Source organism: Marichromatium purpuratum 984, from assembly GCF_000224005.2.
In the GTDB taxonomy this organism is placed as follows: Bacteria; Pseudomonadota; Gammaproteobacteria; order Chromatiales; family Chromatiaceae; genus Marichromatium; species Marichromatium purpuratum.
Window position 1 is genome coordinate 2,252,466 of record NZ_CP007031.1, and the last position, 24,043, is coordinate 2,276,508.

The following is a 24,043-nucleotide window of genomic DNA, read 5'->3' on the forward strand; positions in this document are numbered from 1 at the left end:
CCCCGGCGACAGCGGCGTGCGTCACCGCGCGCGCTATCAATCCGAGGGAGTCAGTATCGATGGAACAAGACGCGACCTATTACCTGGAGGACCTGCCCCCGGGCACCCGCTTTCGCAACGATGCGGCGGTGACCCTGACCGAAACGGAGATCATCCGCTTCGGTCGCGAGTTCGACCCCCAGCCCTATCACACCGACCCGGAGGCGGCGCGTCACACCTTCTTCGACGGGCTGGTGGCCAGCGGCTGGCACACCATCGCGGTGATGACCGGGCTGGCGATCCGCTCGCCGATGCGCCTGGCCGAGGGCCAGATCGGTCTCGGCGCCGAGGGCATCCGCTTCATCAAGGCGGTGCGACCGGGCGACGCCATCCGTCTGGAGATCGAGGTGCTGGAGAACACCCCGTCGCGCTCGCGTCCCGGCTGGGGGGTGATCCGGGTGCGCTGGCGCGCCTTCAACCAGCACGACGAGGCGGTGCTCGAGGTCTGCCCGAGCATCCTGGTGCGTGCCCGCGGCACGGAGGCGGCGGCATGAGCCGGGTACGCGTGGTCGAGGTCGGCCCGCGCGACGGGCTGCAGAACGAGCCCACGGCGGTCGCGACCGCAGTCAAGCTGGAGCTGATCGCGCGGCTCGCCGCCGCCGGGCTGCGCTGGATCGAACCGACCGCCTTCGTCTCGCCGCGCTGGGTGCCGCAGATGGCCGATCATGCCGAGCTGCTGGCCGCGCTCGAACAGACGCCGGGCATGCACTACCCGGTGCTGGTGCCCAACCTCCAGGGGCTGGAGCGCGCGCTCGAGGCCGGGGCGCGCGAGATCGCGGTGTTCACCGCCGCCTCCGAGTCCTTCACCCGGCGCAACATCAACTGCGGCATCGACGAGAGCCTGGCGCGCTTCGCCCCGGTGATCGAACGCGCCGGCGCGCGCGACATCCCGGTGCGCGGCTATGTCTCCTGCGCCCTCGGCTGCCCCTACGAGGGCGCGATCGCGCCGACGGCGGTGGCGCGGGTGGCCGAGCGGCTGGCCGCGCTCGGCTGTGCCGAGATCTCGCTCGGCGACACCATCGGCACCGGCACCCCGGGACAGGCGCGGGCGATGGTCGAGACGGTGGCCGAGCGGGTGCCGATGGCACGGCTCGCGGCGCACTTCCACGACACCTACGGTCAGGCGCTGGCCAACCTCCACGCGGTGATCGAGGCCGGGGTACGCACCGTCGACGCCTCGGTCGCCGGGCTCGGCGGTTGTCCCTACGCGCGCGGCGCCTCGGGCAACGTCGCCACCGAGGAGGTGGTCTACATGCTCCACGGGCTCGGCTTCGACACCGGGGTCGATCTCCCCGCGCTGGTCGAGACCGCACGCTGGATCGGCGAGCGGCTCGGGCGCCCGCCCTCGCGCCTGGCGCGCGCCCTCGCCCCCGCCGACTGAGGCCGCGGGCGGCTCAGCGCCGCACGAACCCGGCCTGGAGGATGCGGATGCGGTCGGCGGCGAGGTTCTCCATCAGGTTGCTCGCCATGGTGCCGAAGCCCTCGCCGAAGATCAGCGCCGGTCCCAGCACGGCGCCGCCGTCACGGCGCTCGCGCGCGCTGTGCTTCTGGCGCCAGCGCAGCCCGTCGGCGGTGATGTCGTCGACGAACGCGGCGCGGAAGCCGTGGCCGGTGAAGCGCTCGATCAGCGCCTCGCGTTCGAGCAGATGGCTGTGGCGCGGGCTGTCGGCCCAGGGCACCGGGAAGCGCAGCGCGTCCTCGGCACCGCCGGCGACCACCTCGTGGACCAGGATGCGCCCACCGGGGCGCAGTACCCGCTGCGCCTCGAGCAGCACCCGCATCATGTCGGGGACGTTGAGCAGCACGTGCTGCGCCCAGATCAGATCGAAGGCGCCCTCGGTAAACGGCAGGCGCTGGGCGTCGCCGCAGACGAAGTCGCCCGCCGCGACCATGCCGGTGGCGCGGGTGAGCCAGCCGGCGACCCCGACGAAGCCGGCGGTGAGGTCGATCCCGGTCACCTGCAGGCCGTACTCGGCCATCAGCAGCCGGGCACTGCCGCCGGTGCCGCAACCGAGGTCGAGCACCCGCGCGCCGGGCTCGACCCCGGCGCGCTCGAGCAGCCGGCGACTGGCCTCGCGCCCGCCGACGTGGAGCTGGTCAATGGCGGCGATGTCGTCGCAGTCGAGCCGGTCGGGGTCGAGCGCCTCCTCGCACAGCGCCGCACGCAGCCGTTGTTGCAGATCCTCCGGCGCATAGCGCGCCGCGAGCGAACGGGCATAGGTCGATTGGGACATGAATCCTGCTCCTCCATGAACACCCCGGCCAGGGGCGGGGCGGACGCCTCCCCCGACCCCGCGCGGGCGGGGCCGGGGACACACTCAGAACTCGGTCCGTAGATTGAGGCTCAACGCATCGACGCTGTCCACCCCAGGGATCAGGTCCGAGGTCGCGGCATAGCCGTAGCTGCCCCAGATCCGGGTCGAGCGGGTGACCTGGTAGCTCAGCTGGACGTCGCCGAAGACCACGTCCTCGGCCTCGTCGAGATCACGGGTCAGGCCATCGTAGCGCACCCAGCCCCCGGCCAGCTGCAGCCGCCACTTGTCGGTCGGGCTGTAGCTGCCGCGCAGCGCCAGCAGATAGCGGTCGAAGTCCTGGTCGATGCCGCCGAGTTCGCGATCGCCCTTGCCCACGCCGGTCAGATCGAGCGCCGGGATGCGGGTGGCCGAGGCGTCGTGACGCGGGCTGTTGTGGATCAGGCTGGAGAAGCTGTCGAAGCCGGGCTCGATCAGCGAGCCGCCGAGGTTGAAGAAGCCCTGGGCCTCGAACAACAGCTCGGGCGTGACCTGATAGCCGCCGCGCAGGAAACCAGCGAAGGTGTTGTTGGTAAAGATCGCATCGCCGCCGCCGAGATAGTGCGCGCCGGTGGTGATCTCGACCGGGCCGAGCATGCCCTGGGCCCAGGGCGAGACCAGGGTGCCGCTGCGCGGAGTGTAGAAATAACCGGGCTGGTAGCTGCCGTCGAAGGCGCGCTCGTCGTCGCCGATGTAGTGGCCGAGCAGCGCGCCCCAGGACCAGCCGGCGGTCTTGCCGACGAACCCGGAGAAGACCAGATAGCCGTCGTCGAGCCGGTCGTCGTAGGTGGTGTTCTGGCGCTGGTCGCCGCCGAGGATGAAGGTGATGTCCTCGCCCACCGGCCCAAGCAGCATGATGCGGTCACGGCGGTCGTCGGAGACGGTCATGTCGAAGTTCCAGTTGGCGATCTGGCGGCCGACGCGCAGCGTCCAGTCGTCGAAGGGCAACTCGACATAGCCGTAGTCGAAGGTGACGGTGCGGTGGGTACGCCCGATGGTGAAGGGCTCCTCGTCCTCGACCGCCTTGGCGGACTCGTCACCGCGCCAGGTGTCGTTGGTGAGGTTGACCCCGGCATGGAGGCTCACCCGGTCGTCGAGGGTGAGGCTGCCGCGCAGCCGCAGCCGCTGCTCGAAGCCGCTCTGGGTGTCGCCGACGCCGGGATCGCGGTTGAAGGTGCGGACGTCGAAGTCACCGCTGAAGTCGTATTCGACGGCACGCTCGATGGCCTGTGCGGCGGGCGCGGCCAATAGGCCGAGCAACGCGGCGAGTCTGGCGGGTCTGATGCCCATTCGGATGCCTCCTGCAATCTCTCTCGTTGTGCTTATCGTGGTCCGTGGCTGTGTCCACGGACGGCGCACACGCTAAATTACGTTTACGCTAACGTCAACTATTGATCTTGTTAACGTAAACGTTAATACTCGCGATCGATGATCCTACAGGGAGGTCGAGGCAATGACGACGGAACGGGCGGAGATCCTCTGGCAACCGGATGCGCATGCGCTCAACGACAGCACCATGGCGCGCTATCGCGACTGGCTCGCGCGCGAGGGCTACGGCAGCTTCAGCGACTATGGGGCACTGCACCAGTGGTCGATCACCCAGACCGAGGCGTTCTGGGAGAGCCTGTGGCGTTTCACCGGGGTGATCGCCTCGCGCGGCTACACCCGGGTGCTGGCCGACCCCGGGCTGCCGCCGCGCGGCTGGTTCGAGGGCGCGCGGCTCAATTTCGCCGAGAACCTGCTGCGTCACGCCCTGCGCCACCCCGATAGCCAGGAGTGCGTGACCGAGGTCGGCGAATCGCGCGCGACCGTGCGGCTCGGGCGCGGCGCCCTGCTCGCCCAGGTCGGCGCCCTGCAGGGCTGGCTGCGCGCCCAGGGCGTCGGCGTCGGCGACCGGGTCGCCGGGGTGGTCGCCAACACCCACGAGGCGCTGGTGGCGATGCTCGCCACCACCGGGCTGGGGGCGATCTGGAGTTCGGCCTCGCCGGACTTCGGCACCGCCGCGATCCTCGATCGCTTCGGCCAGATCCGCCCCAAGGTGCTGCTGACGGTCACCGGCTACCGCTATCAGGGCCGCGACCACGACCGCGGCGCGCAGAACCGCGCCCTCGCCGCGGCGCTGCCGAGGCTGGAGCGGGTGCTCTCGATCGCCCTGCTGCCCGGGAGCGCGCACCCCGACGACCCGGTCTTCGTCCCCTGGGAGCAGGCCCTGGCCGCGCACGCCGGCGCCCTCCCCGAGTTCGTCCAGCTGCCGCCTGACCACCCGGTCTACATCCTCTACTCCTCGGGCACCACCGGGGTGCCCAAGTGCATCGTCCACGGCGCCGCGGGGATGCTGCTCAACCACAGCAAGGAGCTGCTGCTGCACGCCGACCTCGGCCCCGGCGACAGCCTCTGCTACTTCACCACCACCGGCTGGATGATGTGGAACTGGATGGCCTCGGCGCTGCTCACCGGGGCGCGGCTGGTGCTCTACGACGGCTCGCCGGCGCAGCCCTCGCTCGAGCGGCTGTGGGCACTGCTGGCACAGGAGCGGGTGAGCCACTTCGGCACCAGCGCCAAGTATCTCGGCAACTGTCGCAAACAGGGGCTGACCCCGGGCGCCGAGCACGATCTCGCGGCGCTGCGCGTGCTCTTCTCCACCGGCTCGCCGCTGCTTGCCGAGGACTACGACTGGGTCTACGAGGCACTCGGGCGCGAGCTGATGCTCAGCTCGATCTCCGGCGGCACCGATATCTGCGGCTGCTTCGTCGGCGGCAGCCCGCTGGTGGCGGTACGCCGCGGCGAGATCCCCTGTCGGCTGCTCGGCGTCGACGTACGCGCCTTCGACCCCGAGGGGCGCGACACCGAGGGCGCGCGCGGCGAGCTGGTCTGTCTCAGCCCACTGCCGTGCATGCCGGTGGGGTTCTGGGACGACGCCGACGGCAGCCGCTATCGCGAGGCCTATTTCAGCCGCTTCCCCGGGGTCTGGGCGCACGGTGATTTCGTCGAGTTCACCGCGCACGGCGGCGCCATCATCCACGGTCGCGCCGACGCCACCCTCAACCCCGGCGGGGTGCGTATCGGCACCGCCGAGCTTTATCGCCAGGTCGAGACCCTGCCCGAGATCGCCGACAGCCTGGTGGTCGGCGCCCCCCTGCCCGACGGCGACGTCGAGGTGCTGTTGCTGGTGGTGATGGCCGAGGGTCACGCGCTCGACGCCGCGATGATCCAGACCATCCGCCAGCGCATCCGCGCCAACGCCAGCCCGCGTCACGTCCCGGCGCGCATCCTCGCCGTCTCTCAGGTGCCCTACACCCGCAGCGGCAAGAAGGTGGAGCTGGCGGTCGCGCGCATGCTGCGGGGAGAGACGGGCGACGACAACGCCCACGCCCTGGCCAACCCCGAAGCGCTCGCCGAGATCGCCGCGGTGCTCGCCGCCGCCCCTCCACGTCCACGCGCGACGCCGGCGACCACCTCCTGAGCCCGGCGGCATCGGGTACGACGCATCGTGCACGATGCCGCCAGACGACTGGCGCACCGCTGCCACCACCAGTACTATCCGCGCGCGGTCATTGCATGGCCCGCCCGCGCGAACGGACGACGCGTCTGACGACTCCGCCCAGGACAATCCGATCGTGGCAGTACCAAACCGTGACGCGCTCCGCTTGTTTACCTCTCCCTCGACCATCACCTATCGCTCACCCCGCCGACGAGGGGGAGACGGCGACGGCGGGCGGCGGTCATCGCCGCCCTTGGCGTGACGGGGACTCTCCCCCCTCCCCCAGACGACACCGCTCCTGCTCTCCGTGCCCACCGGCGGGCTGCCCACGCACCACCGCAGAGCGGCCACGGACCGGCGACGCACGATGACCATCACGTCCGGCCCGACGACCTCGACCCACATCGGGCGCCACACCGGGCAGACCGACAGTGGAGACCCGTTCATGCCACGACCCGAGCCCATCGCCTCACCGCTCCCGGGGCTCGTGGCGCGAGCGGCCGCGCTCCTGGTGGTCGTGCTGGGGGCGACGGCGGTCCTCGGCTGGCTGCCCCACCCACCCGGCGCGCCAGCATTGCCGGCACCAGCGGAGACGATGCGCCCGGGCACCGCGCTGGGAGTGTTGCTCTGTGGCCTGGCACTGTGGGCAGCGGCCGACGGACGCCAGCGCACTCCCTCAACCTCCGCCGTCCTGGTCGGCCTGGTCGGTGTCCTGACACTGCTCGGTCATGCCCTGGGGGTCGAGCCCGGCGCCGCCGCCCCACCGCCGGACGCCGCGCTCGCCCTGCTCCTCTGCGCACTCGTGGTGCTGCCACCGAGCGACGCCGGACCACCCTGGAGGCAGTTGCTCGCCGGGGTGTGCGCCGGCGCGCTCTCCGGGCTCGGCGCCTTCGCTCTCCTCAGCCGCGGACTCGACCCAGCACACCTCCGGGCCGCGCACATGGCGCCGTACGCAGCCTGCGCCTTCCTGCTGCTCGGCGCCGGTGGCGCCAGCTTGCTCGGACTGCGCGGGGACGCGGCGCGGGGGCGGACGACGGTGCTCGGCGCCGTTGCACCCGCGGCCCTCACCCTGGTGTTGTGGCAAACCCTGGTCGCGCGTCACGCCACCGCCGGCGTCGACCCGGTGGCGACCACCGTGCTGGTGGCCGGCCTCAGCATGACGGTGGTGCTCACCCGCGCGCTGGAGCAGGCACACGCGGCCCGGCGGCTCGCCGCCGAGCGCGGCGCCGAGGTCGAGCGTCACGCGCGTGCCGAGGAGATGCTTGGTCACTTTGAACTGCTCGCCCGCCACAGTCGCGACATCATCCTCTTCATGCGCCGCGTCGACGGTCGCTTGCTGGAGGTCAACGAGGCCGCGGTGAAGGCCTACGGCTACTCCCGAGACGAACTGCTACGACTGACCATCCACGACCTGCGCGCCTCCACCACCCACTCGATCATCCCCACACAGATGGCCAAGGCCCACGCCCGCGGACTATTGTTCGAGACTGCACACCGCCGCCGCGACGGCCACGTCTTCCCGGTGGAGGTCAGTTCCCAAGGGGCGCCGATCGGCGAGACCGAGACCTTGATCAGCGTGATCCGCGACATCACCGAACGCACCCGGTTGGAAGCGGAGCTGCGCGCGCACCAGACCCAGTTGGAGCAACTGGTCGACGCGCGTACCCGCGAACTCACCCAGGCCAAGGAACAGGCCGAGGCCGCCACCCAGGCGAAATCGATCTTCCTCGCCAACATGAGTCACGAGATCCGCACCCCGTTGAACGCCGTGCTCGGGCTCGCCTACCTTTTGGAGCACCAGTCGTTGCCGGGTGAGGCACGCGACTTGGCACACAAGATCCATCGCTCCGGCCGCAGCCTGCTGGCGATCCTCAACGACGTCCTCGACGTCTCCAGGATCGAATCGGGCAAGATCGAGATCGAGCAGGCGCCGTTCCGGCTGACGACGGTGCTGGACAACCTCGCCACCCTCATGACCGCCACCACCAAGCGCACGGCGCTCAATCTCGCCATCGTCCCGCCGTCGTGCAGCGAGTGGCCGTTGTGTGGCGACGCGCTGCGACTCGGTCAGGTGCTGACCAATCTCGCCAACAACGCCATCAAGTTCACCGATTCGGGATCGGTCGAGGTCCGTGTCGACCCGATCGAGACCACCGACACCCGGGTCTGGCTGCGCTTCAGCGTCAAGGACACCGGGATCGGCATCGATCTCGCGACTCGGACACGCCTGTTCCAACCCTTCGGCCAGGCCGACGTCTCCACCACTCGCCGCTTCGGCGGCTCCGGGCTGGGGCTGGTGATCTCGCGCCGACTGGTCGAGTTGATGGGTGGGCGCATGGGGCTGGAGAGCCGGCCCGGCGTCGGCAGCACCTTCTGGTTTGAACTCTCCTTCTCGCGCCTGGCGGCCGACACCTTACCCGAGCGCGCGCCACTACGGACACGGCTGCTGCTCATCGCCCAACCGCCTTGCGTGCGCGACGGCCTGTTGGCAACGACCGCCGCCCTAGGGTGGACGGGGCGCGCGACGGACTCCGCCGAAACTGCGCTGCACTGGCTCCGCGACGACCCGACACTGCAGGGCCCGGAGACCGCCGTACTGCTCGACTGGCGAGCGCCCACGCGCCGCGGAGCCGCCACCGCGCGGGCGATCCACGCGGCCCTACCCGAGGCGCGCCGACCGTTGCTGTTCGCGCTCACCACGCACCCCACCGAACAGACACGGGCAGAACCGGACGCCGAACTGGTCGAGGCGGTGCTGGTCGAGCCACTCGCGCCCTCGGCACTGTACGACACCGTCGCGCGAACGCGTGCGCGGCGCCTCGGCACGCCCGACGCCTCGCGTGACACGCCGACCCGAGCGCGCCGACTCGCCGGGCTAAGGCTGCTGGTCGTCGACGACAGCCAGACCAACCGTGAGGTCGCCCAACGCATCCTCGCCGACGAGGGCGCGCAGATCAGTCTCGCCGACGAGGGCCAGCAGGCGCTCGATCGGCTCGCCGCCCACCCCGAGGCGGTCGATCTGGTGCTGATGGACGTACAGATGCCACACATGGACGGGCACGAGGCCACCCGACGTATCCGCCGCAACCCGACCCTGTCGCAACTACCCGTGGTCGCGATCACCGCAGGTACCATGCATACGCAGCAGCACGCGGCCCGAACGGCAGGGATGGACGGTTTCATCGGCAAGCCATTCGATGTCGAAGAGGTGGTAGCCGTCATCCTGCGCCTGGCGCCCCCGGATGCGGTACGCCGGGCCGACGACGATACGGCGCACGAGATCGATATGGAACCGAACCCGGCCGACCACGGCCCGAGCCTACCGGGCTTGACGGTCGACTCCAGCCTGGCCGTCTGGAAGGACTCCGACACCTATCGGCGCTATCTGCGCGCCTTCGCCCGCGAGCACGGCGACACCGCCCAACGCATCGCCGAGGCCGAGCCGGAGGTAGCGCGGCAGACGGCGCACAAGCTCCGCGGCATCGCCGCGAACCTCGGACTCGCCGAGGTCGCCGCGCGCGCCGCCGAGGTCGAGGAGCAGGACGCGGACGACCATGCGCACACAGCGGCGACGGCAGCGCTGCAGAGCGCCCTCGCCACCGCGCTCGACTCCATCGCTCGCTACGCCCCCGACCCTAGCGCCACGCCGGAACAGCCGAACACCATCCCCGCCACGACACCATCGTCGACGGGCATGTCTTGAGCGAGCACCTGCCGCGCCCGGTGCGCCGACACCGGCAGCACACACGGTGACGCGGTCAGCACGCCGAGGTTCGCCTCGCGCCAGCGCATGTTCAGCAAGCGATCGTCCGAACGCGGCCAGAGCATCTCCTGGGCGCAAAATATACCGCTTTACAAATATAACGAATAACGTATATTAAAGCCCATGGAAACAAAACCCACGGCCTTCTTCGCCGCTCTGGCCAACGACACCCGACTGCGTTGCCTGGTGCTGTTGCGCGAACAGGGCGAGCTGTGCGTCTGCGAGCTGACCCACGCCACCGGCTCGGCGCAACCACACGTCTCGCGCCATCTCGCCCAGTTGCGCGAGCTGGGGCTGGTCGCCGACCGGCGCGCCGGACTCTGGGTCTACTACCGCGTCCACCCGGCGCTGCCCGACTGGGCGTGCCGAGTGCTCGACGAGACCGCCGCGGCGGTGCGCGGACAGGCCCCCTTCAGCAGTGACGCCGCCAACCTGGCGAGCATGCCGGGACGCCCCTCGGCGCCGCGCTGCGCCTGACTGGCACCGACAGGCATCGCATCGTCACCGATAGCCGCCCCGCTGTCGCCGTCGGGGACGGCCAGGATCCGCACAGCGACATGCACAAAACCAAATATATGATTTGGTAGATATTACGAAACCGCGATCGCACGCCCCAACCGCCATGACACCCGCCCGACACCGGGCACCAAGGATCAGATCGAGGATCCCTGCATGAACGCCACCGCCAAGACCGTGCTCGTGCTCTGTACCGGCAACGCCTGCCGCTCGCAGATGGCCGAGGTGCTGCTCAATCACGATCTCGCCGGTCGGGTGCGCGCCCTCTCCGCCGGCACCCGGCCACAGCCCCGGGTCGCCGAGGGGGCCATCGCCGCGCTCGCCGAGGCCGGGCTGCCGACCGCGGGGCTCCATCCCAAGGCGGTCGAGACCCTGCTCGACCAGCCCTTCGATCTGGTAGTCAGCGTCTGCGACAACGCCCGCGAGCAGTGCCCGATCTTCCCGCGCCCGCTCCCCCGGCTCCACCTCCCCTTCCACGACCCCCACGGCGAGCCGCTGGACGCCTTCATCGCCGTCCGCGACCAGATCCGCGCGCGCCTGGTGCCGGCGGTGGCCAAGGCGCTGGGGCTCACCATCACGCCACCATCGGAGTAAGTCATGTCGGTACCGTGCGAGGTCTCCGCCACACAGGCGAGCGGCGCGCCGATGAGCCTCTTCGAGCGCGGTCTGACCCTCTGGGTCGGGCTCTGCATCCTCATCGGCATCGGGCTCGGGCAATGGGCGCCGGCGCCCTTCCAGTTGCTCGGCGGACTGGAGGTCGCCCAGGTCAACATCCCGGTGGGTCTGCTGATCTGGGTGATGATCATCCCGATGCTGATGAAGATCGACTTCGGCGCCCTCCATCAGGTGCGCACGCACTGGCGCGGCATCGGCGTCACCCTGTTCGTCAACTGGGCGGTCAAGCCCTTCTCCATGGCGCTGCTCGCCTGGCTGTTCATCCGCGGGCTGTTCGCGCCCTGGCTGCCGGCCGAGCAGCTCGACGCCTATGTCGCCGGGCTCATCCTGCTCGCCGCCGCGCCCTGTACCGCGATGGTCTTCGTGTGGAGCCGGCTGACCGGGGGCGATCCCTACTTCACCCTCTCGCAGGTAGCGCTCAACGACGCCATCATGGTGTTCGCCTTCGCCCCCATCGTCGGGCTGTTGCTGGGGCTGTCGTCGATCCTGGTGCCCTGGGAGACGCTGCTGACCTCGGTGGCGCTCTATATCGTGGTGCCGGTGATCATCGCCCAGTGGTGGCGGCGCCGACTGCTGCGCCACGGCAGCGCGCGCTTCGAGGCCACCCTCGAGACCCTCGGCCACGCCTCGATCCTCGCGCTGCTCGCCACCCTGGTGCTGCTGTTCGCCTTCCAGGGACAGGCGATCATCGACGCGCCGCTGATCATCCTGCTGCTGGCGGTACCGATCCTCATCCAGGTCTTCTTCAACTCGGCGCTGGCCTACTGGCTCAATCGCGTCGTCGGCGAGCGTCACAGCGTCGCCTGTCCCTCGGCGCTGATCGGCGCCTCCAACTTCTTCGAGCTGGCCGTCGCCGCGGCCATCGCGCTGTTCGGCTTCGAGTCCGGCGCCGCGCTCGCGACCGTGGTCGGGGTGCTGATCGAGGTGCCGGTGATGCTGCTGGTGGTACGGGTGGTCAACCGCACCCGGGGCTGGTACGAGCGCGGGCCACGGGTGCGGTCGTGAAGCCAGCCGCCAGCCGCGCCAGCAACCAGCAACCAGCAACCAGCGACCAGCAACCAGCAACCAGCGACCAGCAACCAGCGACCAGCGACCAGCGACCAGCTTATAGCCTGCAGTGGCGAGGCTAGCCGCATGACCGACGACGACGGACAAGCGGGTCCTGGTGGTTCCTTTCTTCACATGCAGAGACAGGCATGAACATTCCTCTCCATATCCATCCCCACCGCTCACCGGGAGCAGGCCCCCATGTTTGAGCAACTCGGCAACCTGGTCGCCTTCACCCTGCTCGGGCTGGAGCCGGCCTCGCGCAGCGGCGCGGCGGTGCAGTTCTTCGTCATGGACGTGGCCAAGATCTTCGTCCTGCTGGTGTTGGTGATCTATGTCATGGGGCTGTTACGCGCCATGCTCTCACCGGAGCGGGTGCGCGCCTTCGTGCGTGGCCGCCCGGACTGGCAGGCGCGCGGCATGGCCGTCACCCTGGGCGCGGTGACGCCCTTCTGCTCGTGCTCGTCGGTGCCGCTGTTCATCGGTTTCGTCGAGGCCGGCATCCCGCTCGGGGTGACCTTCTCCTTTCTCATCGCCAGCCCGATGATCAACGAGGTCGCCGCCGTCGTCCTGGTCGGTGTCCTGGGCTGGAAGCTCGCGGCGCTCTATGTGCTCGCCGGGCTGCTCGTGGCCTGGTTCGGCGGTCTCGCCATGCAGGCCTTCCGGCCCGAACGCTGGGTCGAGGACTATGTGTGGAAGATCCGCATGGGCGAGACGGCCAGGGCCGAGCCCGACACCAGCCTGCGTGGGCGCCACCGCTACGCGCTCGGCGAGGTACGCGAGATCGTCGGGCGGATCTGGCGCTGGGTGCTGCTCGGCATCGGCGTCGGCGCCCTCTTCCACGGCTTCGTCCCCGCCGCCTGGGTGACCGAGCACCTGGGCGGGGAGGACTGGTTTAGCGTGCCGGCGGCGGTGCTGCTGGGCATCCCGCTCTATGCCAACGCCACCGGCGTCATCCCGGTGGCCGAGGCGATGCTGACCAAGGGCGTGGCGATCGGCACCACCCTGGCGCTGATGATGAGTGTTGCGGCGCTCTCGCTGCCGGAGCTGCTGATCCTGCGCAAGGTCATCCGCTGGCCAGCCCTGGCGCTGTTCGCCACGGTGCTGGCCGTCGCCTTCACCCTGGTCGGGTGGGGCTTCAATCTGATCGTTTGAGGAGTCGAGACATGAAGACATTCAAGGTGCTGGGCGGCGGCTGCCGCAACTGTGAGGTCACCGCCAAGATCATCGCGCAGGCTGCGGCGGAGGCCGGCGTGGACATCCAGCTCGAGAAGATCACGGACATGGCCGAGATCCTGGGCCATGGCGTCATGTCAACGCCTGCGGTCGTCATCGACGACACGGTGGTCCACAGCGGCGGGGTACCGAGTTCGGATGCGGTGCGGGCCTGGGTCAAAGACGCCGATCAGTAGGCGTCCAACCCTGCCCTTGCCGATCGTCATGGGTTGACGACAGCAGCCGCCCGCGGATGATCGAAGCGCCCGGGCAGGGCGCCGACGAGCGAGGGTCCGGGCCCGGCAATGAGCGCGCGGGCGCTCTTGCCGTCACCCCGCCCCGACAGCGGGTCCTCGAACACGAGCCCCTTGATAAGAGGATCATCCGGGCGCGCGTGCCATCGACCAGGCGGCACCGCGTGTCAGCGCCCCGTCGTCGTCGGACGCGCCGCGTCTCATGCGCCTCATTGCTTCGGCAAGGCATCGTCGATATCGACGATGCGCCGATCGTAGAAGTCATGCGCGCTGGATCGGAGTGCTGTCGGCAGCTGGTTGCCGTTGCACTTGTGGATCAGCAGCTGCGAGACCAGTCGCCACCCCATGGCATCGGCGACGAAAGCCCCACCCGGCTCAGGCGGGCGCACCCGATTGCGGCTCGCCTCCCGGCCAGGCCGAGGCGCGGCGCTTCACATCGAGGGTCGGCGTCGGGGCGCGGCGCACCGGGACCCGAAGGCCTCGGTTGCGTCTGGGGCAGATCGCGATCAGCGCGTTCTCGATCGCTCAGGACGAGTGATCCGTGCCCAGGTCTTTGGTATATCCCTTCGGCGGCGGCGTCCACCCGCGTTCCGTGCGGTCGTGTAGCTGGAGCCGATCCACCTCCATCATCTCTGCCAATGTCTCGCGATGCGCCTTCGCCTGCGCGAGCAAGGCGCGATTGCGGGCCATGTCCGGATTCTCGCCCCAGAGGTCGTAGAGCTGGTCGAGCCCGACCACATCATGCTCGCGAAAGCTGCGCACCATCTTCTCGACCTTGAACGGGTGTGTCCCGAGCACCTTGAGTGTCTCGCCGCCCAGTTTCAACGAGGCTTCAAACAGTTCGCGCTCGGCCAGGTGGACGCCGGCCCTGCGCAGCAGATAGAGATGATTGACGTCGAAGGCACGGGCGAGGACGGGCACATGCGGAAAGTGCCGGCGCACATGCTCGACCATCCGTATCGCGCGGTCATGGTCGTCGATGGCGATGACGAAGGCCGACGCCTCGGCGATGCCGGCGGCCTCGAGCAGATCGGGACGCGAGGCATCGCCGTAGTAGCTCTTGATCCCGAACTTGCGCAGCATGTCGACCACTGCCGCCTCATGGTCAAGGACCACGGTGCGCACGCCGGCGGCCACCAACAGACGATTGACGATCTGCCCGAAGCGACCATTGCCGGCGATGACCACGGCGCCCTGCTCATCAATGGCATCGGCCTGCCCGGTACCGTCGCTACGCAGTCGCGGCAGGACCAGCTGATCGTAGAGGATGAACAGTGCCGGGGTCAGCAGCATCGACAAGGCGATCACCAGCGACAGCGTTTTGGCCAGCTCCGACGGAATCACGGCAGTCTGTACCGTGAAGCTCAACAGCACGAACCCGAACTCGCCCGCCTGCGCGAGCGCCAGCGTGAACAGCCAACCATCGCGGGAATCGAGCTTGAACGCACGGGCCAGCGCAAGCAGCACGCCGCCCTTGACCAGCATCACGCCGAGAGTAAGGCCGAGCACCGTCGCGAGATCGCCGAACAGGATGCCGAAATCGATCCCGGCGCCCACGGTGATGAAGAACAACCCGAGCAACAACCCCTTGAACGGCTCGATATCGGACTCGAGTTCGTGACGGAACTCGCTGTTGGCCAGCACCACGCCGGCGAGAAAGGTCCCCAGCGCCGGCGACAGCTCCACCAGCGTCATCAACAGGGCGATGCCGATCACCAGCAGCAGTGCCGCCGCGGTGAAGATCTCGCGAAGACGCGACGCGGCAATGAAGCGAAACAGCGGCCGGGACAGGAAGTGCCCGCCGAACAGGACCAGCGCCACCGCCCCGAGCACCACACCGGCATGGGCCCAGCCGGGGAGATCGGCGACCAGACTCATGGACGCCGCATGGTCGCCTGCGTCATGTCCATGGGTGGCGACCGCATCGATCCCGTGCCCGGCCAGTTCCGGCAGCGCAAGCAGCGGAATCAGCGCGAGCATGGGGATCACCGCGATGTCCTGGAACAGCAACACCGAGAAACTCGCCCGCCCGCCGTCGATGGCAGTCAACCCCTTCTCGCTCAATGTCTGCAGAACGATGGCCGTGGACGACAGCGAGAAGATCAGCCCGATGGCGACGGCAAGGCGCCAATCGGCGCCCAACCCAAGGGCGATGAGCGCGATCAGGACGGCGGTGAGCATGACCTGCAAGCCGCCGAGACCGAGCAATCGTGAGCGCATCTCCCAGAGGAGTCGAGGCTCCAGCTCCAACCCGACCAGAAACAGCATCATGACGACGCCGAATTCAGCGAAATGCTGGATCTCCTCGGTCTCCGAGCCCACCAGCCCGATGACCGGGCCGATGACGATACCGGCAATCAGGTAGCCGAGCACCGAGCCCAGGCCAAGCCGCTTGGCGATCGGAACGGCGACGACCGCCGCGCAGAGATACACGAAGGCCTGGAACAGAAGCCCCTCCATGACTCAGCCCTCCGCGAGGATGGCGTCGAGATCGACGTTGAGCCTCGGCAGATCACTGGCGGCATCGAGATCGATGCGCGCGTCGCGCAAGGCTCTCAACAGGCGTACCCAGTCGGCCACGTGGGCATCGACAAGCCGCTCCTCTACCGCCGTGCGCGCGCCGAACAGCGCAAAGGGAGGCAGATAGCGCATGCCGCACAAGCGCGCGGTCTGCTCCAGCGGGTGCAACAGCTCGCGAATGGTGAAGTGGTTGAAGCCCTCGGCCCGATAGGCCGCCTCGGGTCCGCCCGCGGTCAGGGCGTCGAAGAAGAGCTTGCCATGCAGCGCCGTCCCCTGTGAGCCGTAGGCGAAGCCGTACTCCAGCACCAGATCCTGCCATTCCTTCAGGATCGATGGCGTCGAGTACCAGTAGAGCGGATGCATGAAGACGATGACGTCATGGTCCAGCAGGCGCTGCTGCTCGTGATCGACGTCGATCTGGAAATCAGGATATTCGGCATACAGATCGACCAGGGTCACGCCCTCGACCCCGGACGTGGCCAGCATCAATGGGCGATTGACCTCGGAGCGTTCGAGAGACGGATGAGCGAACAGGACGAGGATGCGTCGCATGGGGGAAGTGCCTTTGGCGGGTTTGGATATGATGCACCGTCAGCCTCGAGGCGAGCGCCGGGGACGATCAACGCCATCGACGATCCGGACAGGTGCGCCCCGTCTTCTCTCGCGTGGCGTGGCACGTATCGACGGCGGCGGATCCGGGCAAATCGAGCCACATGAAGTGGCTTGCAAGCGATTCGGCAAGCCCCGCCGCCGGTTTGACAGGCATTGAGATGGTGTGTGGACGAGCCACATGCAACCAGCCCCGAGCGGGCGGACTCACTCCTCGTGGAGCATGGAGTCGGCGGCCAGCACCACCCGCTCCTTGTCCGCCGACTTGCTCCGAGAGATGACTCCGGCCGACAGGCGTCATCGGCGCACGAGACGAACAGCGCAGCGCGTGTCGGGCCCGCCAAGGTCTGATCGCCGGTCGACCGGAATCCTGAGGAGCGCCTCAGCGTCGCTCTTCTTGATCGCGATGTTTGCGCGCAAGCTCGACGAAGGCGCTCAGATAGCGGGTGTCGGCATCGGCCGCGCGAATGCCGAGAAAGATCTGCTTGGCGATCCCCTTCATGCCGAGCCGTACCGCGGTCAGTTCGAGCTTGGGCGCGTACTCATCGACCAGCCAGCGCGGCAGGGCCGCGACACCACGTCCACTGGCCACCATCTGCAGCATGATGTCGGTGGTCTCGATCGGCTTGTGGCGCTTGGGCCGGATGCCGACCGGCAACAGGAACCGGGTGTAGATGTCGAGCCGGTCGATGGCGATGGGATAGGTGATCAGGGTCTCGCGGGCGAGCTGCTCGGGCTGCACGAAGGGGGCCGTGCGCAAGGCGTGCTGCGGCCCCACCACCAGCACCTGCTCGTAGTCGAGCACCGGCTCGAAGTGCAATCCCGTCTCATAGAGCGGGTCGGGCGTCACCAGCAGATCGATCTCATGCGCGAAGAGCGCGCCGATGCCGCCGAACTGGAACTCCTGCTTCACGTCCACGTCCACGTCCGGCCAGGCGGCCAGGTAGGGCGAGACCACCTTGAGCAGCCACTGGTAGCAGGGGTGGCACTCGATGCCGATGCGAAGCGTCCCGCGCTCACCCAGGGCGAACTGACGCAGGCGTGCCTCCGCGTGGGTGAGCTGCGGCAGCAGGCGATCGGCCACCGAGAGCAGATACTCCCCGGCCTGCGTCGGGCGCAAGCGGCGTCCCTCCCGGGTCCAGAGCGCCACGCCGAGCTGGTTCTCCAGCTTGCGCACCGCATGGCTCAGGGCCGACTGGGTCAGGTTGAGCTGCTCGGCGGCGGCGGTCAGCGAGCCCTGCTGGTCGACGGCGCGAACGATGGCCAGATGGGAGCGCTCGAGTTGTGTCATCAGGGCAATCCATGAGCAATATGCATGCTTAGATGAGAAAATACCATTATATTTCATGTGTCGAGCTGGTGAGAATGGCCGCATTCCTTCTCCATCGATCAGGACACTCGACATGGCCATCACCCACAACCTCGGTTTTCCCCGCATCGGCGCCAAGCGTCAGCTGAAGTTCGCGCTCGAGTCCTATTGGAAGGGCCAGTCCTCGATCGAGGACCTCAAGGCCGTCGGCAGCCAGCTCCGCGCACAGCACTGGGAGGACCAGACCGGACTGGACCTGGTCCCGGTCGGCGACTTCGCCTTCTACGACCAGATGCTCGACATGAGCTTCACGCTGGGCAACCTGCCCGAGCGTGTGCGCGGTCTCGCCGGCGATGCACTCGACACCTATTTCCGCGTCGCGCGCGGTCGCTCGGCCCCGGCGGCCGAGGAGCAGGCCGGCTGCACCGGCGGCGTCGCCGCCGGTGAGATGACCAAGTGGTTCGACACCAACTATCACTACATCGTCCCCGAGCTGACCGCCGACACCCGGTTCGAGCTCGACGCCTCGCGTCTGCTCGAACAGTTGGCCGAGGCCAAGGCACAGGGCGTGCGGGCCAAGCCGGTGGTGATCGGCCCGGTGACCTATCTCGCACTCGGCAAGACCAAGGACGGCTCGGATCCGTTGGCGCTGCTCGAGCGCCTGCTGCCGGTCTACGCCGAGCTGCTGAACACGCTGGCCGAGCACGGCGCCGACTGGGTGCAGATCGATGAGCCCATCCTGGTCACCGAGCTTGAGGAGCCCTGGCGTCATGCCTTCGAGATCGCCTATCACGAACTCAAGAGCGCGCCGGTCAAGCTGTTGCTGGCGACCTATTTCGGCGAACTCCAGGAACAGCGCTATCTGGCCGCCAACCTGCCGGTGGCGGGCCTGCACATCGATGTCGTGCGCGGACGCGAGGACCTGGTGCCGCTGCTGAACCTGCTGCCCTCGAGCAAGATTCTCTCGCTCGGGGTGATCGACGGACGCAACATCTGGAAGACCGATCTGAACGGGGTGCTCGAGTGGCTGGAGCCGATCCAGGCGCAGCTCGGTGAGCGTCTGTGGATCGCACCCTCCTGCTCGCTGCTGCACGTGCCGGTGGATCTCGACAGCGAACAGAAGCTCGATGCCGAGATCCAGTCCTGGCTCGCCTTCGCCCGGCAGAAGCTCGACGAGCTGCGCGTCCTGGCCGGCGCACTGAACCAGGGACGTCATACGGTCCAGGCCGAGCTGGCCGCCAACCGCGCCGCCATCGCGGCACGCCGCAGCTCACCGCGCGTCAACAACCCCGCGGTCAAGGCCGCGCTCGCCAAGATCGACGCCCGGCTCGGAGAGCGCAACAGCCCCTATGCCGAGCGCGCCGCCAAGCAGGCCGAGCGGCTCCAGCTGCCCAAGTTCCCCACCACCACCATCGGCTCCTTCCCGCAGACCGCCGAGATCCGTCAGACCCGCCGTCAGTTCAAGGCCGGCGACATCGAGGAGGCGGCCTATGTCGAGGCGATGCGCGGCGAGATCGCCCGCTGCGTGCGCGAGCAGGAGGCGCTGGGACTGGACGTCTTCGTCCACGGCGAGCCCGAGCGCAACGACATGGTCGAGTACTTCGGCGAGCAGCTCGACGGCTACGCCTTCAGCCAATTCGGCTGGGTGCAGTCCTACGGCTCGCGCTGCGTCAAGCCGCCGATCCTCTTCGGCGACATCAGTCGTCCCAAGGCGATGACGGTCGACTGGATCACCTACGCCCAGTCGCTGACCGACAAACCCATGAAGGGCATGCTCACCGGTCCGGTGACCATCCTCAACTGGTCCTTCGTGCGCGACGACCAGCCGCGCTCGGTCACCTGCCGCCAGCTGGCCCTGGCCATCCGCGAGGAGGTACTGGACCTGGAGCGGGCCGGGGTGCGCGTGATCCAGATCGACGAGGCGGCGCTGCGCGAGGGCCTGCCGCTGCGCAAGTCGCAATGGGATGACTATCTCGGCTGGGCGATCGAGTCCTTCCGCATCACCGCCAACGGCGTCGCGGACGAGACCCAGATCCACACCCACATGTGCTACTCGGAGTTCAACGACATCATCGCCGCGATCGCCGACATGGACGCCGATGCCATCACCATCGAGACCTCGCGCTCGGACATGGAGCTGCTCGACGTCTTCGACGACTTCAAGTACCCGAACGAGATCGGTCCCGGCGTCTATGACATCCACTCGCCCAACATCCCGGCCGAAGAACAGATGGTCGCGCTGATGCGCAAGGCCGCCGAGCGCATCCCGGCCGAGCGTCTCTGGGTGAACCCCGACTGCGGCCTCAAGACCCGCCAGTGGAACGAGGTCATCCCGGCCCTGACCAACATGGTCTCAGCGGCCAAGACCCTGCGGGCGAGCCTGGGCTGATTCGAGTCGCCAGCCGCCAGCCAGAGTTTGCCGCCCAGTTCGGCCGATGGCTCCCGGCGGGAGGCTGGAAGCTGGTGGCTCCCATGACGCTGTCAGCCACCAGCGGCCAGAAGTCGCCGCCCGATTCGGCCACTGGCTCCCGGCTGGCCGCTGGAGGCTGGAGGTTGGAGGCTGGAGGCTCTCACAAAGAGAACAAACATGTTTGATCGCACCCAATACCGACTCGACCGCATCGACCCGGAGGTCTCCGCCGTCATCGAGCAGGAGAACCGGCGCCAGGAGGATCACATCGAGCTGATCGCCTCGGAGAACTACACCTCTCCGGCGGTGATGGCCGCTCAGGGTTCGCAGCTCACCAACAAGTACGCCGAGGGCTATCCGGGCAAGCGCTATTACGGCGGCTGCGAGCATGTCGACGTCGTCGAGCAGCTCGCGATCGATCGGGTCAAGACCCTGTTCGGCGCCGAGGCGGCCAACGTGCAGCCCAACTCGGGCTCCCAGGCCAACCAGGGCGTGTTCTTCGCCATGCTCAAGCCCGGCGACACCATCATGGGCATGAGCCTGGCCGAAGGCGGGCACCTGACCCACGGCATGGCGCTCAACATGAGCGGCAAGTGGTTCCGGGTGGTCAGCTACGGTCTCAACGCCGAGGAGGACATCGACTACGAGGCGCTGGAGCGCCAGGCGCGCGAGCACAAACCCAAGCTCATCATCGCCGGGGCCTCGGCCTTCGCCCTGCGCATCGACTTCGCGCGCATCGCCCGCGTGGCCCGCGAGATCGGCGCCTATTTCATGGTCGACATGGCCCACTACGCGGGGCTGATCGCCGCCGGCGTCTATCCGAACCCGGTGCCGCACGCCGACTTCGTCACCACCACCACGCACAAGAGCCTGCGCGGCCCGCGCGGCGGCGTCATCCTGATGCGCGAGGCGTACGCCAAGGCCATCAACTCGGCCATCTTCCCCGGCATCCAGGGCGGCCCACTGATGCACGTCATCGCCGGCAAGGCGGTCGCCTTCAGGGAGGCGATGACGCCCGAGTTCAAGACCTATCAGCAGCAGGTCGTGACCAACGCCGCCGTGCTCGCCGAGACCCTGATCGCGCGCGGCCTGCGCATCGTCTCCGGGCGCACCGAGAGCCATCTGATGCTCGTCGACCTGCGTGCCAAGGGCCTCACCGGCAAGGAGGCCGAGCGGCTGCTCGGCGAGGCGCACATCACGGTCAACAAGAACGCCATCCCCAACGACCCCGAGAAGCCCTTCGTCACCTCGGGCATCCGCATCGGCACCCCGGCCATGACCACGCGCGGGTTCGGCGCCGAAGAGGCCAAGCTCGTCGGCAACCTGATCGCCGACGTGCTCGATGCGCCGCAGGACGCCGCGGTCATCGCCCGGGTACGCGAGCATGTGTCGGGACTGACCGAGCGGTTCCCGGTCTATCGCTAGCGAGCCATCGAGCCGGCGGAGACTGGGGATCCGCCGGCCTTGAACCCGCCTCGATGCGCTCGACCCTCCACTGGATCGACCGTCCCTGCCCCTCCTTCAAGGCTGTTCATCATGGCAACCGTCTATCTGAGTCTCGGCACCAATCTGGGCGACCGACTCGGCAACCTCGAGCGTGCGGTCGCGCACCTCGCCGAGGTGCTGGATACGCGGGTCCTCTCGCCGGTCTATGAAACCGAACCCTGGGGGCTCACCGATCAGCGCGATTTCTACAACCTCTGCGTGCGCGGCGAAACCAGACTCGACGCGCCGACGCTGCTGCTCCGGCTCAAGGCCCTGGAACGCGCGCTCGGTCGGGTCGAGGGCACCCCGTGGGGGCCGCGGTTGATCGACATCGACCTGCTCTTCTACGACGATCTGCTCCTCGACGAACCCGCGCTCAAGGTGCCCCATCCGCGCATCCGCGGTCGCGCCTTCGTGCTGATCCCGCTGCTCGACCTGGTCGACGACCTGCACCATCCGGCGCTCGATTGCTCGATTCGCGCGCTCGCAGCCGAGGTCGATGCCACGACGGTGCGCCGTTTGGATCCAACCCTTGCGGATGAGATGATCGAGGCGGATGCGGGATATCCGCATCACGCGTGTCCTCAGTCGTGAGACCCTCGAACGTCGCCTCCAAAGGCTAGACATGGACTGACGATCAACTCCTGGCCCGAGATGCGTCGGTATGTCGTTGAGGGCATCCACCAGGCTCTTGATCTCGCCCGGCACGCCAACCTCGGGCAGACACGCCTCGCAACGGCTCGTGTCGAGGGCGACGAGGTGCGAGACCACGCGCCGCGTCGATCGTCAGGCGCAACCGGTGCACAGCCTCGTCGACAACGCCGGTATCGCTGTCGAGATTCATGTCCCACACCTTTTATCCAGACCATCCCCTGTCCGCGCATCCTATCTGCCTCGCCTTGAGAGAGGCCTTCTTGCCTGATTCCGGGCACATGATGCGGTGACGGGAAAGCCCCTTCACCGACTCGGAGCCCTCCCCGAAAGCGGTCCGGGCACCGGAGCCCAAGCACCGACCGAAAGGCGTCGAACGGATCTTGTATCGCCCGGGCGTCAATGTAGAAGAGGATTCAGGCGGGCCGACCACACCCTGAGATCGCCCTCTCGAACGACACCTGCAGACGCAGCCGAACGCGATTGGAATCACCCCCAATCACCAGCGCCGCCGCAAGGCTCACCGCACACCGCCGGATCGACACGAGTCGGCAGGGTCTTTTACGCATCGCGCCGATGCGCTGCTCTTGCACTGCTCCGTCAAGCCACCAAATCAATCATGGATTGATTCAACCGGGTGCCGAGCGCGCCCTTCAGGTCTCTCCTTCCGGGATTACAGCTATTTGTGGGTTTCACAATAGAGACAGGACGCATCACGTTGTTCAATCGTTACCGATAGAATCAATAGGGATACGATGCAAACTCAAGATGGCGACCAGAGCAATGGATTTCCGATCTCAACCGGCGACGGCATCTGCAGAGTCCTCGTTTCGAAGGAGCTGTCGGTCGTCGAAGCCGTACCCTTTAGAAATGCCGTCCACTCGCTCTGCGAGGCATCCGAGCGCCCCATGAAGGTGGTGCTCGACTTTTCCAAGACCAGCTTCCTCGACAGCAGCGGGATCGGCGCGCTGGCCAACTGCATGAAGATGACCCAGGCCAACGGCATCGCGCTCGTCATCACCGAGCTACGCCCGGAGGTCAGGTCAGTGCTGGCCATGACCGGGCTGGACAAGGTGCTGACGATCGAATCGGACGGCGCGAACCAGGAGAAAACGCGCACGATCGATGCCGCTCTCCTGCCCGTCACCCACCCATCGGTCCGCTCCAAGGCAAAGCGCGTCATCGACGTCCTCGGCTCGCTCGTCGGCCTGGGCATCACCGCCCTGCTCTTCATCCCCATCGCGATCGCCATCAAGCGCGACAGCCCCGGCCCCGTCCTGTTCAACCAGACCCGCTGCGGCTGGATGGGCAGACGTTTCAAGCTGTGGAAGTTCCGCTCGATGGTCCCGGATGCCGAGGCGCGCAGGGGCGAGATCCGGAACGAGGCCGAGGGGGCCATCTTCAAGGCGGAGAACGACCCGCGCATCACCAAGGTGGGTCGCTTTCTGCGCCGCACCAGTCTGGACGAGCTGCCACAGTTCTGGAACGTGCTGCAGGGCTCCATGAGCCTGGTCGGCACACGCCCGCCGACCCCGGACGAGATCGACCAGTACGACGTCCCCGAGTGGCGCCGGCTCGACGTCAAGCCGGGCATCACCGGCGAGTGGCAGGTCAACGGTCGCTCGTCGATCAAGAGCTTCGAGGACATCATCCGGCTCGACCTGCGCTATCAGCGCAACTGGAGCCTCTGGTATGACATCAAGCTGATGCTCAAGACCATCCTCGTCGTCTTCAACAAGGACAGCGGCGCCATGTAGCAGTCCTGTCGCGACAGGAGC

At 68.0% G+C, this 24,043-nt stretch carries 19 protein-coding genes; 13 read left to right on the forward strand and 6 right to left on the reverse strand.

The genetic code is table 11. The features are described from left to right. Positions 1-59: 59 nt before the first annotated feature. Both MARPU_RS09900 and MARPU_RS09905 read left to right on the forward strand, forming a co-directional pair. Positions 60-533 (forward strand): MaoC family dehydratase, encoded by a 474-nt coding sequence (locus tag MARPU_RS09900; RefSeq protein ID WP_005224239.1) that lies wholly within the window; start codon positions 60-62, stop codon positions 531-533. Further along, positions 530-1,420, forward strand: coding sequence for a hydroxymethylglutaryl-CoA lyase (locus MARPU_RS09905; RefSeq protein ID WP_005224240.1), 891 nt, complete (start codon positions 530-532; stop codon positions 1,418-1,420). The genes MARPU_RS09900 and MARPU_RS09905 overlap by 4 nt, the downstream gene beginning before the upstream one ends. A 13-nt stretch (positions 1,421-1,433) precedes the next feature. Here the strand turns inward: MARPU_RS09905 and MARPU_RS09910 are convergent, their stop codons facing one another. After that, positions 1,434-2,273, reverse strand: a complete 840-nt coding sequence (locus MARPU_RS09910; protein ID WP_005224241.1) for a class I SAM-dependent methyltransferase — start codon at positions 2,271-2,273, stop codon at positions 1,434-1,436. 84 nt (positions 2,274-2,357) lie between these two features. After that, the gene (locus MARPU_RS09915; protein WP_005224242.1) at positions 2,358-3,620 is read right to left on the reverse strand and encodes a hypothetical protein; all 1,263 of its coding nucleotides are present in this window, start codon (positions 3,618-3,620) and stop codon (positions 2,358-2,360) included. 163 nt (positions 3,621-3,783) lie between these two features. Between MARPU_RS09915 and MARPU_RS09920 the strand changes: the two genes are divergently transcribed. The 7 genes from MARPU_RS09920 to MARPU_RS09950 all read left to right on the forward strand — a co-directional run bounded on the left by MARPU_RS09920 (position 3,784) and on the right by MARPU_RS09950 (position 13,224). Beyond that, positions 3,784-5,793, forward strand: coding sequence for an acetoacetate--CoA ligase (locus MARPU_RS09920; RefSeq protein ID WP_005224243.1), 2,010 nt, complete (start codon positions 3,784-3,786; stop codon positions 5,791-5,793). 463 nt (positions 5,794-6,256) lie between these two features. Beyond that, on the forward strand, positions 6,257-9,514 hold the full coding sequence (locus MARPU_RS16725) for a response regulator (RefSeq protein WP_005224244.1): 3,258 nt from the start codon (positions 6,257-6,259) through the stop codon (positions 9,512-9,514). Positions 9,515-9,697: 183 nt separating this feature from the next. Then, positions 9,698-10,051: a metalloregulator ArsR/SmtB family transcription factor gene (locus MARPU_RS09930; RefSeq protein WP_005224245.1), complete on the forward strand. Its 354-nt coding sequence runs from the start codon at positions 9,698-9,700 to the stop codon at positions 10,049-10,051. Positions 10,052-10,246: 195 nt separating this feature from the next. Beyond that, entirely contained in the window at positions 10,247-10,684 is a 438-nt protein-coding gene (locus MARPU_RS09935; protein ID WP_005224246.1) for an arsenate reductase ArsC, read from the forward strand. 3 nt (positions 10,685-10,687) lie between these two features. Next, positions 10,688-11,770 carry an ACR3 family arsenite efflux transporter gene (gene arsB / locus MARPU_RS09940; RefSeq protein WP_005224247.1) on the forward strand — a complete coding sequence of 361 codons (1,083 nt, stop codon included), beginning with the start codon at positions 10,688-10,690 and terminating at the stop codon, positions 11,768-11,770. Between the two features lie 243 nt (positions 11,771-12,013). Beyond that, positions 12,014-12,967 carry a permease gene (locus tag MARPU_RS09945; RefSeq protein WP_005224248.1) on the forward strand — a complete coding sequence of 318 codons (954 nt, stop codon included), beginning with the start codon at positions 12,014-12,016 and terminating at the stop codon, positions 12,965-12,967. Positions 12,968-12,978: 11 nt separating this feature from the next. After that, positions 12,979-13,224: a thioredoxin family protein gene (locus tag MARPU_RS09950; RefSeq protein ID WP_005224249.1), complete on the forward strand. Its 246-nt coding sequence runs from the start codon at positions 12,979-12,981 to the stop codon at positions 13,222-13,224. 266 nt (positions 13,225-13,490) lie between these two features. Here the strand turns inward: MARPU_RS09950 and MARPU_RS17650 are convergent, their stop codons facing one another. The 4 genes from MARPU_RS17650 to MARPU_RS09965 all read right to left on the reverse strand — a co-directional run bounded on the left by MARPU_RS17650 (position 13,491) and on the right by MARPU_RS09965 (position 17,701). After that, positions 13,491-13,670: a hypothetical protein gene (locus MARPU_RS17650; protein ID WP_025275265.1), complete on the reverse strand. Its 180-nt coding sequence runs from the start codon at positions 13,668-13,670 to the stop codon at positions 13,491-13,493. Positions 13,671-13,806: 136 nt separating this feature from the next. Then, complete coding sequence (locus tag MARPU_RS09955; RefSeq protein WP_005224250.1) at positions 13,807-15,741, reverse strand: monovalent cation:proton antiporter-2 (CPA2) family protein; 1,935 nt, start codon at positions 15,739-15,741, stop codon at positions 13,807-13,809. A 3-nt stretch (positions 15,742-15,744) separates the two neighbouring features. Beyond that, positions 15,745-16,353, reverse strand: coding sequence for an NAD(P)H-dependent oxidoreductase (locus tag MARPU_RS09960; RefSeq protein ID WP_005224251.1), 609 nt, complete (start codon positions 16,351-16,353; stop codon positions 15,745-15,747). Positions 16,354-16,792: 439 nt separating this feature from the next. After that, complete coding sequence (locus tag MARPU_RS09965; RefSeq protein WP_005224252.1) at positions 16,793-17,701, reverse strand: LysR family transcriptional regulator; 909 nt, start codon at positions 17,699-17,701, stop codon at positions 16,793-16,795. Between the two features lie 112 nt (positions 17,702-17,813). Here MARPU_RS09965 and metE point away from each other — a divergent pair, with 112 nt between their 5' ends. From metE to MARPU_RS09985, 4 genes are all read left to right on the forward strand, one after another. Then, positions 17,814-20,108 (forward strand): 5-methyltetrahydropteroyltriglutamate--homocysteine S-methyltransferase, encoded by a 2,295-nt coding sequence (gene metE, locus MARPU_RS09970; RefSeq protein ID WP_005224253.1) that lies wholly within the window; start codon positions 17,814-17,816, stop codon positions 20,106-20,108. A 198-nt stretch (positions 20,109-20,306) separates the two neighbouring features. Then, complete coding sequence (glyA, locus tag MARPU_RS09975) at positions 20,307-21,554, forward strand: serine hydroxymethyltransferase (RefSeq protein ID WP_005224254.1); 1,248 nt, start codon at positions 20,307-20,309, stop codon at positions 21,552-21,554. A 111-nt stretch (positions 21,555-21,665) separates the two neighbouring features. Next, complete coding sequence (folK, locus tag MARPU_RS09980) at positions 21,666-22,208, forward strand: 2-amino-4-hydroxy-6-hydroxymethyldihydropteridine diphosphokinase (protein WP_005224255.1); 543 nt, start codon at positions 21,666-21,668, stop codon at positions 22,206-22,208. An 812-nt stretch (positions 22,209-23,020) separates the two neighbouring features. After that, positions 23,021-24,022: an exopolysaccharide biosynthesis polyprenyl glycosylphosphotransferase gene (locus tag MARPU_RS09985; RefSeq protein WP_005224256.1), complete on the forward strand. Its 1,002-nt coding sequence runs from the start codon at positions 23,021-23,023 to the stop codon at positions 24,020-24,022. Positions 24,023-24,043 lie beyond the last annotated feature (21 nt).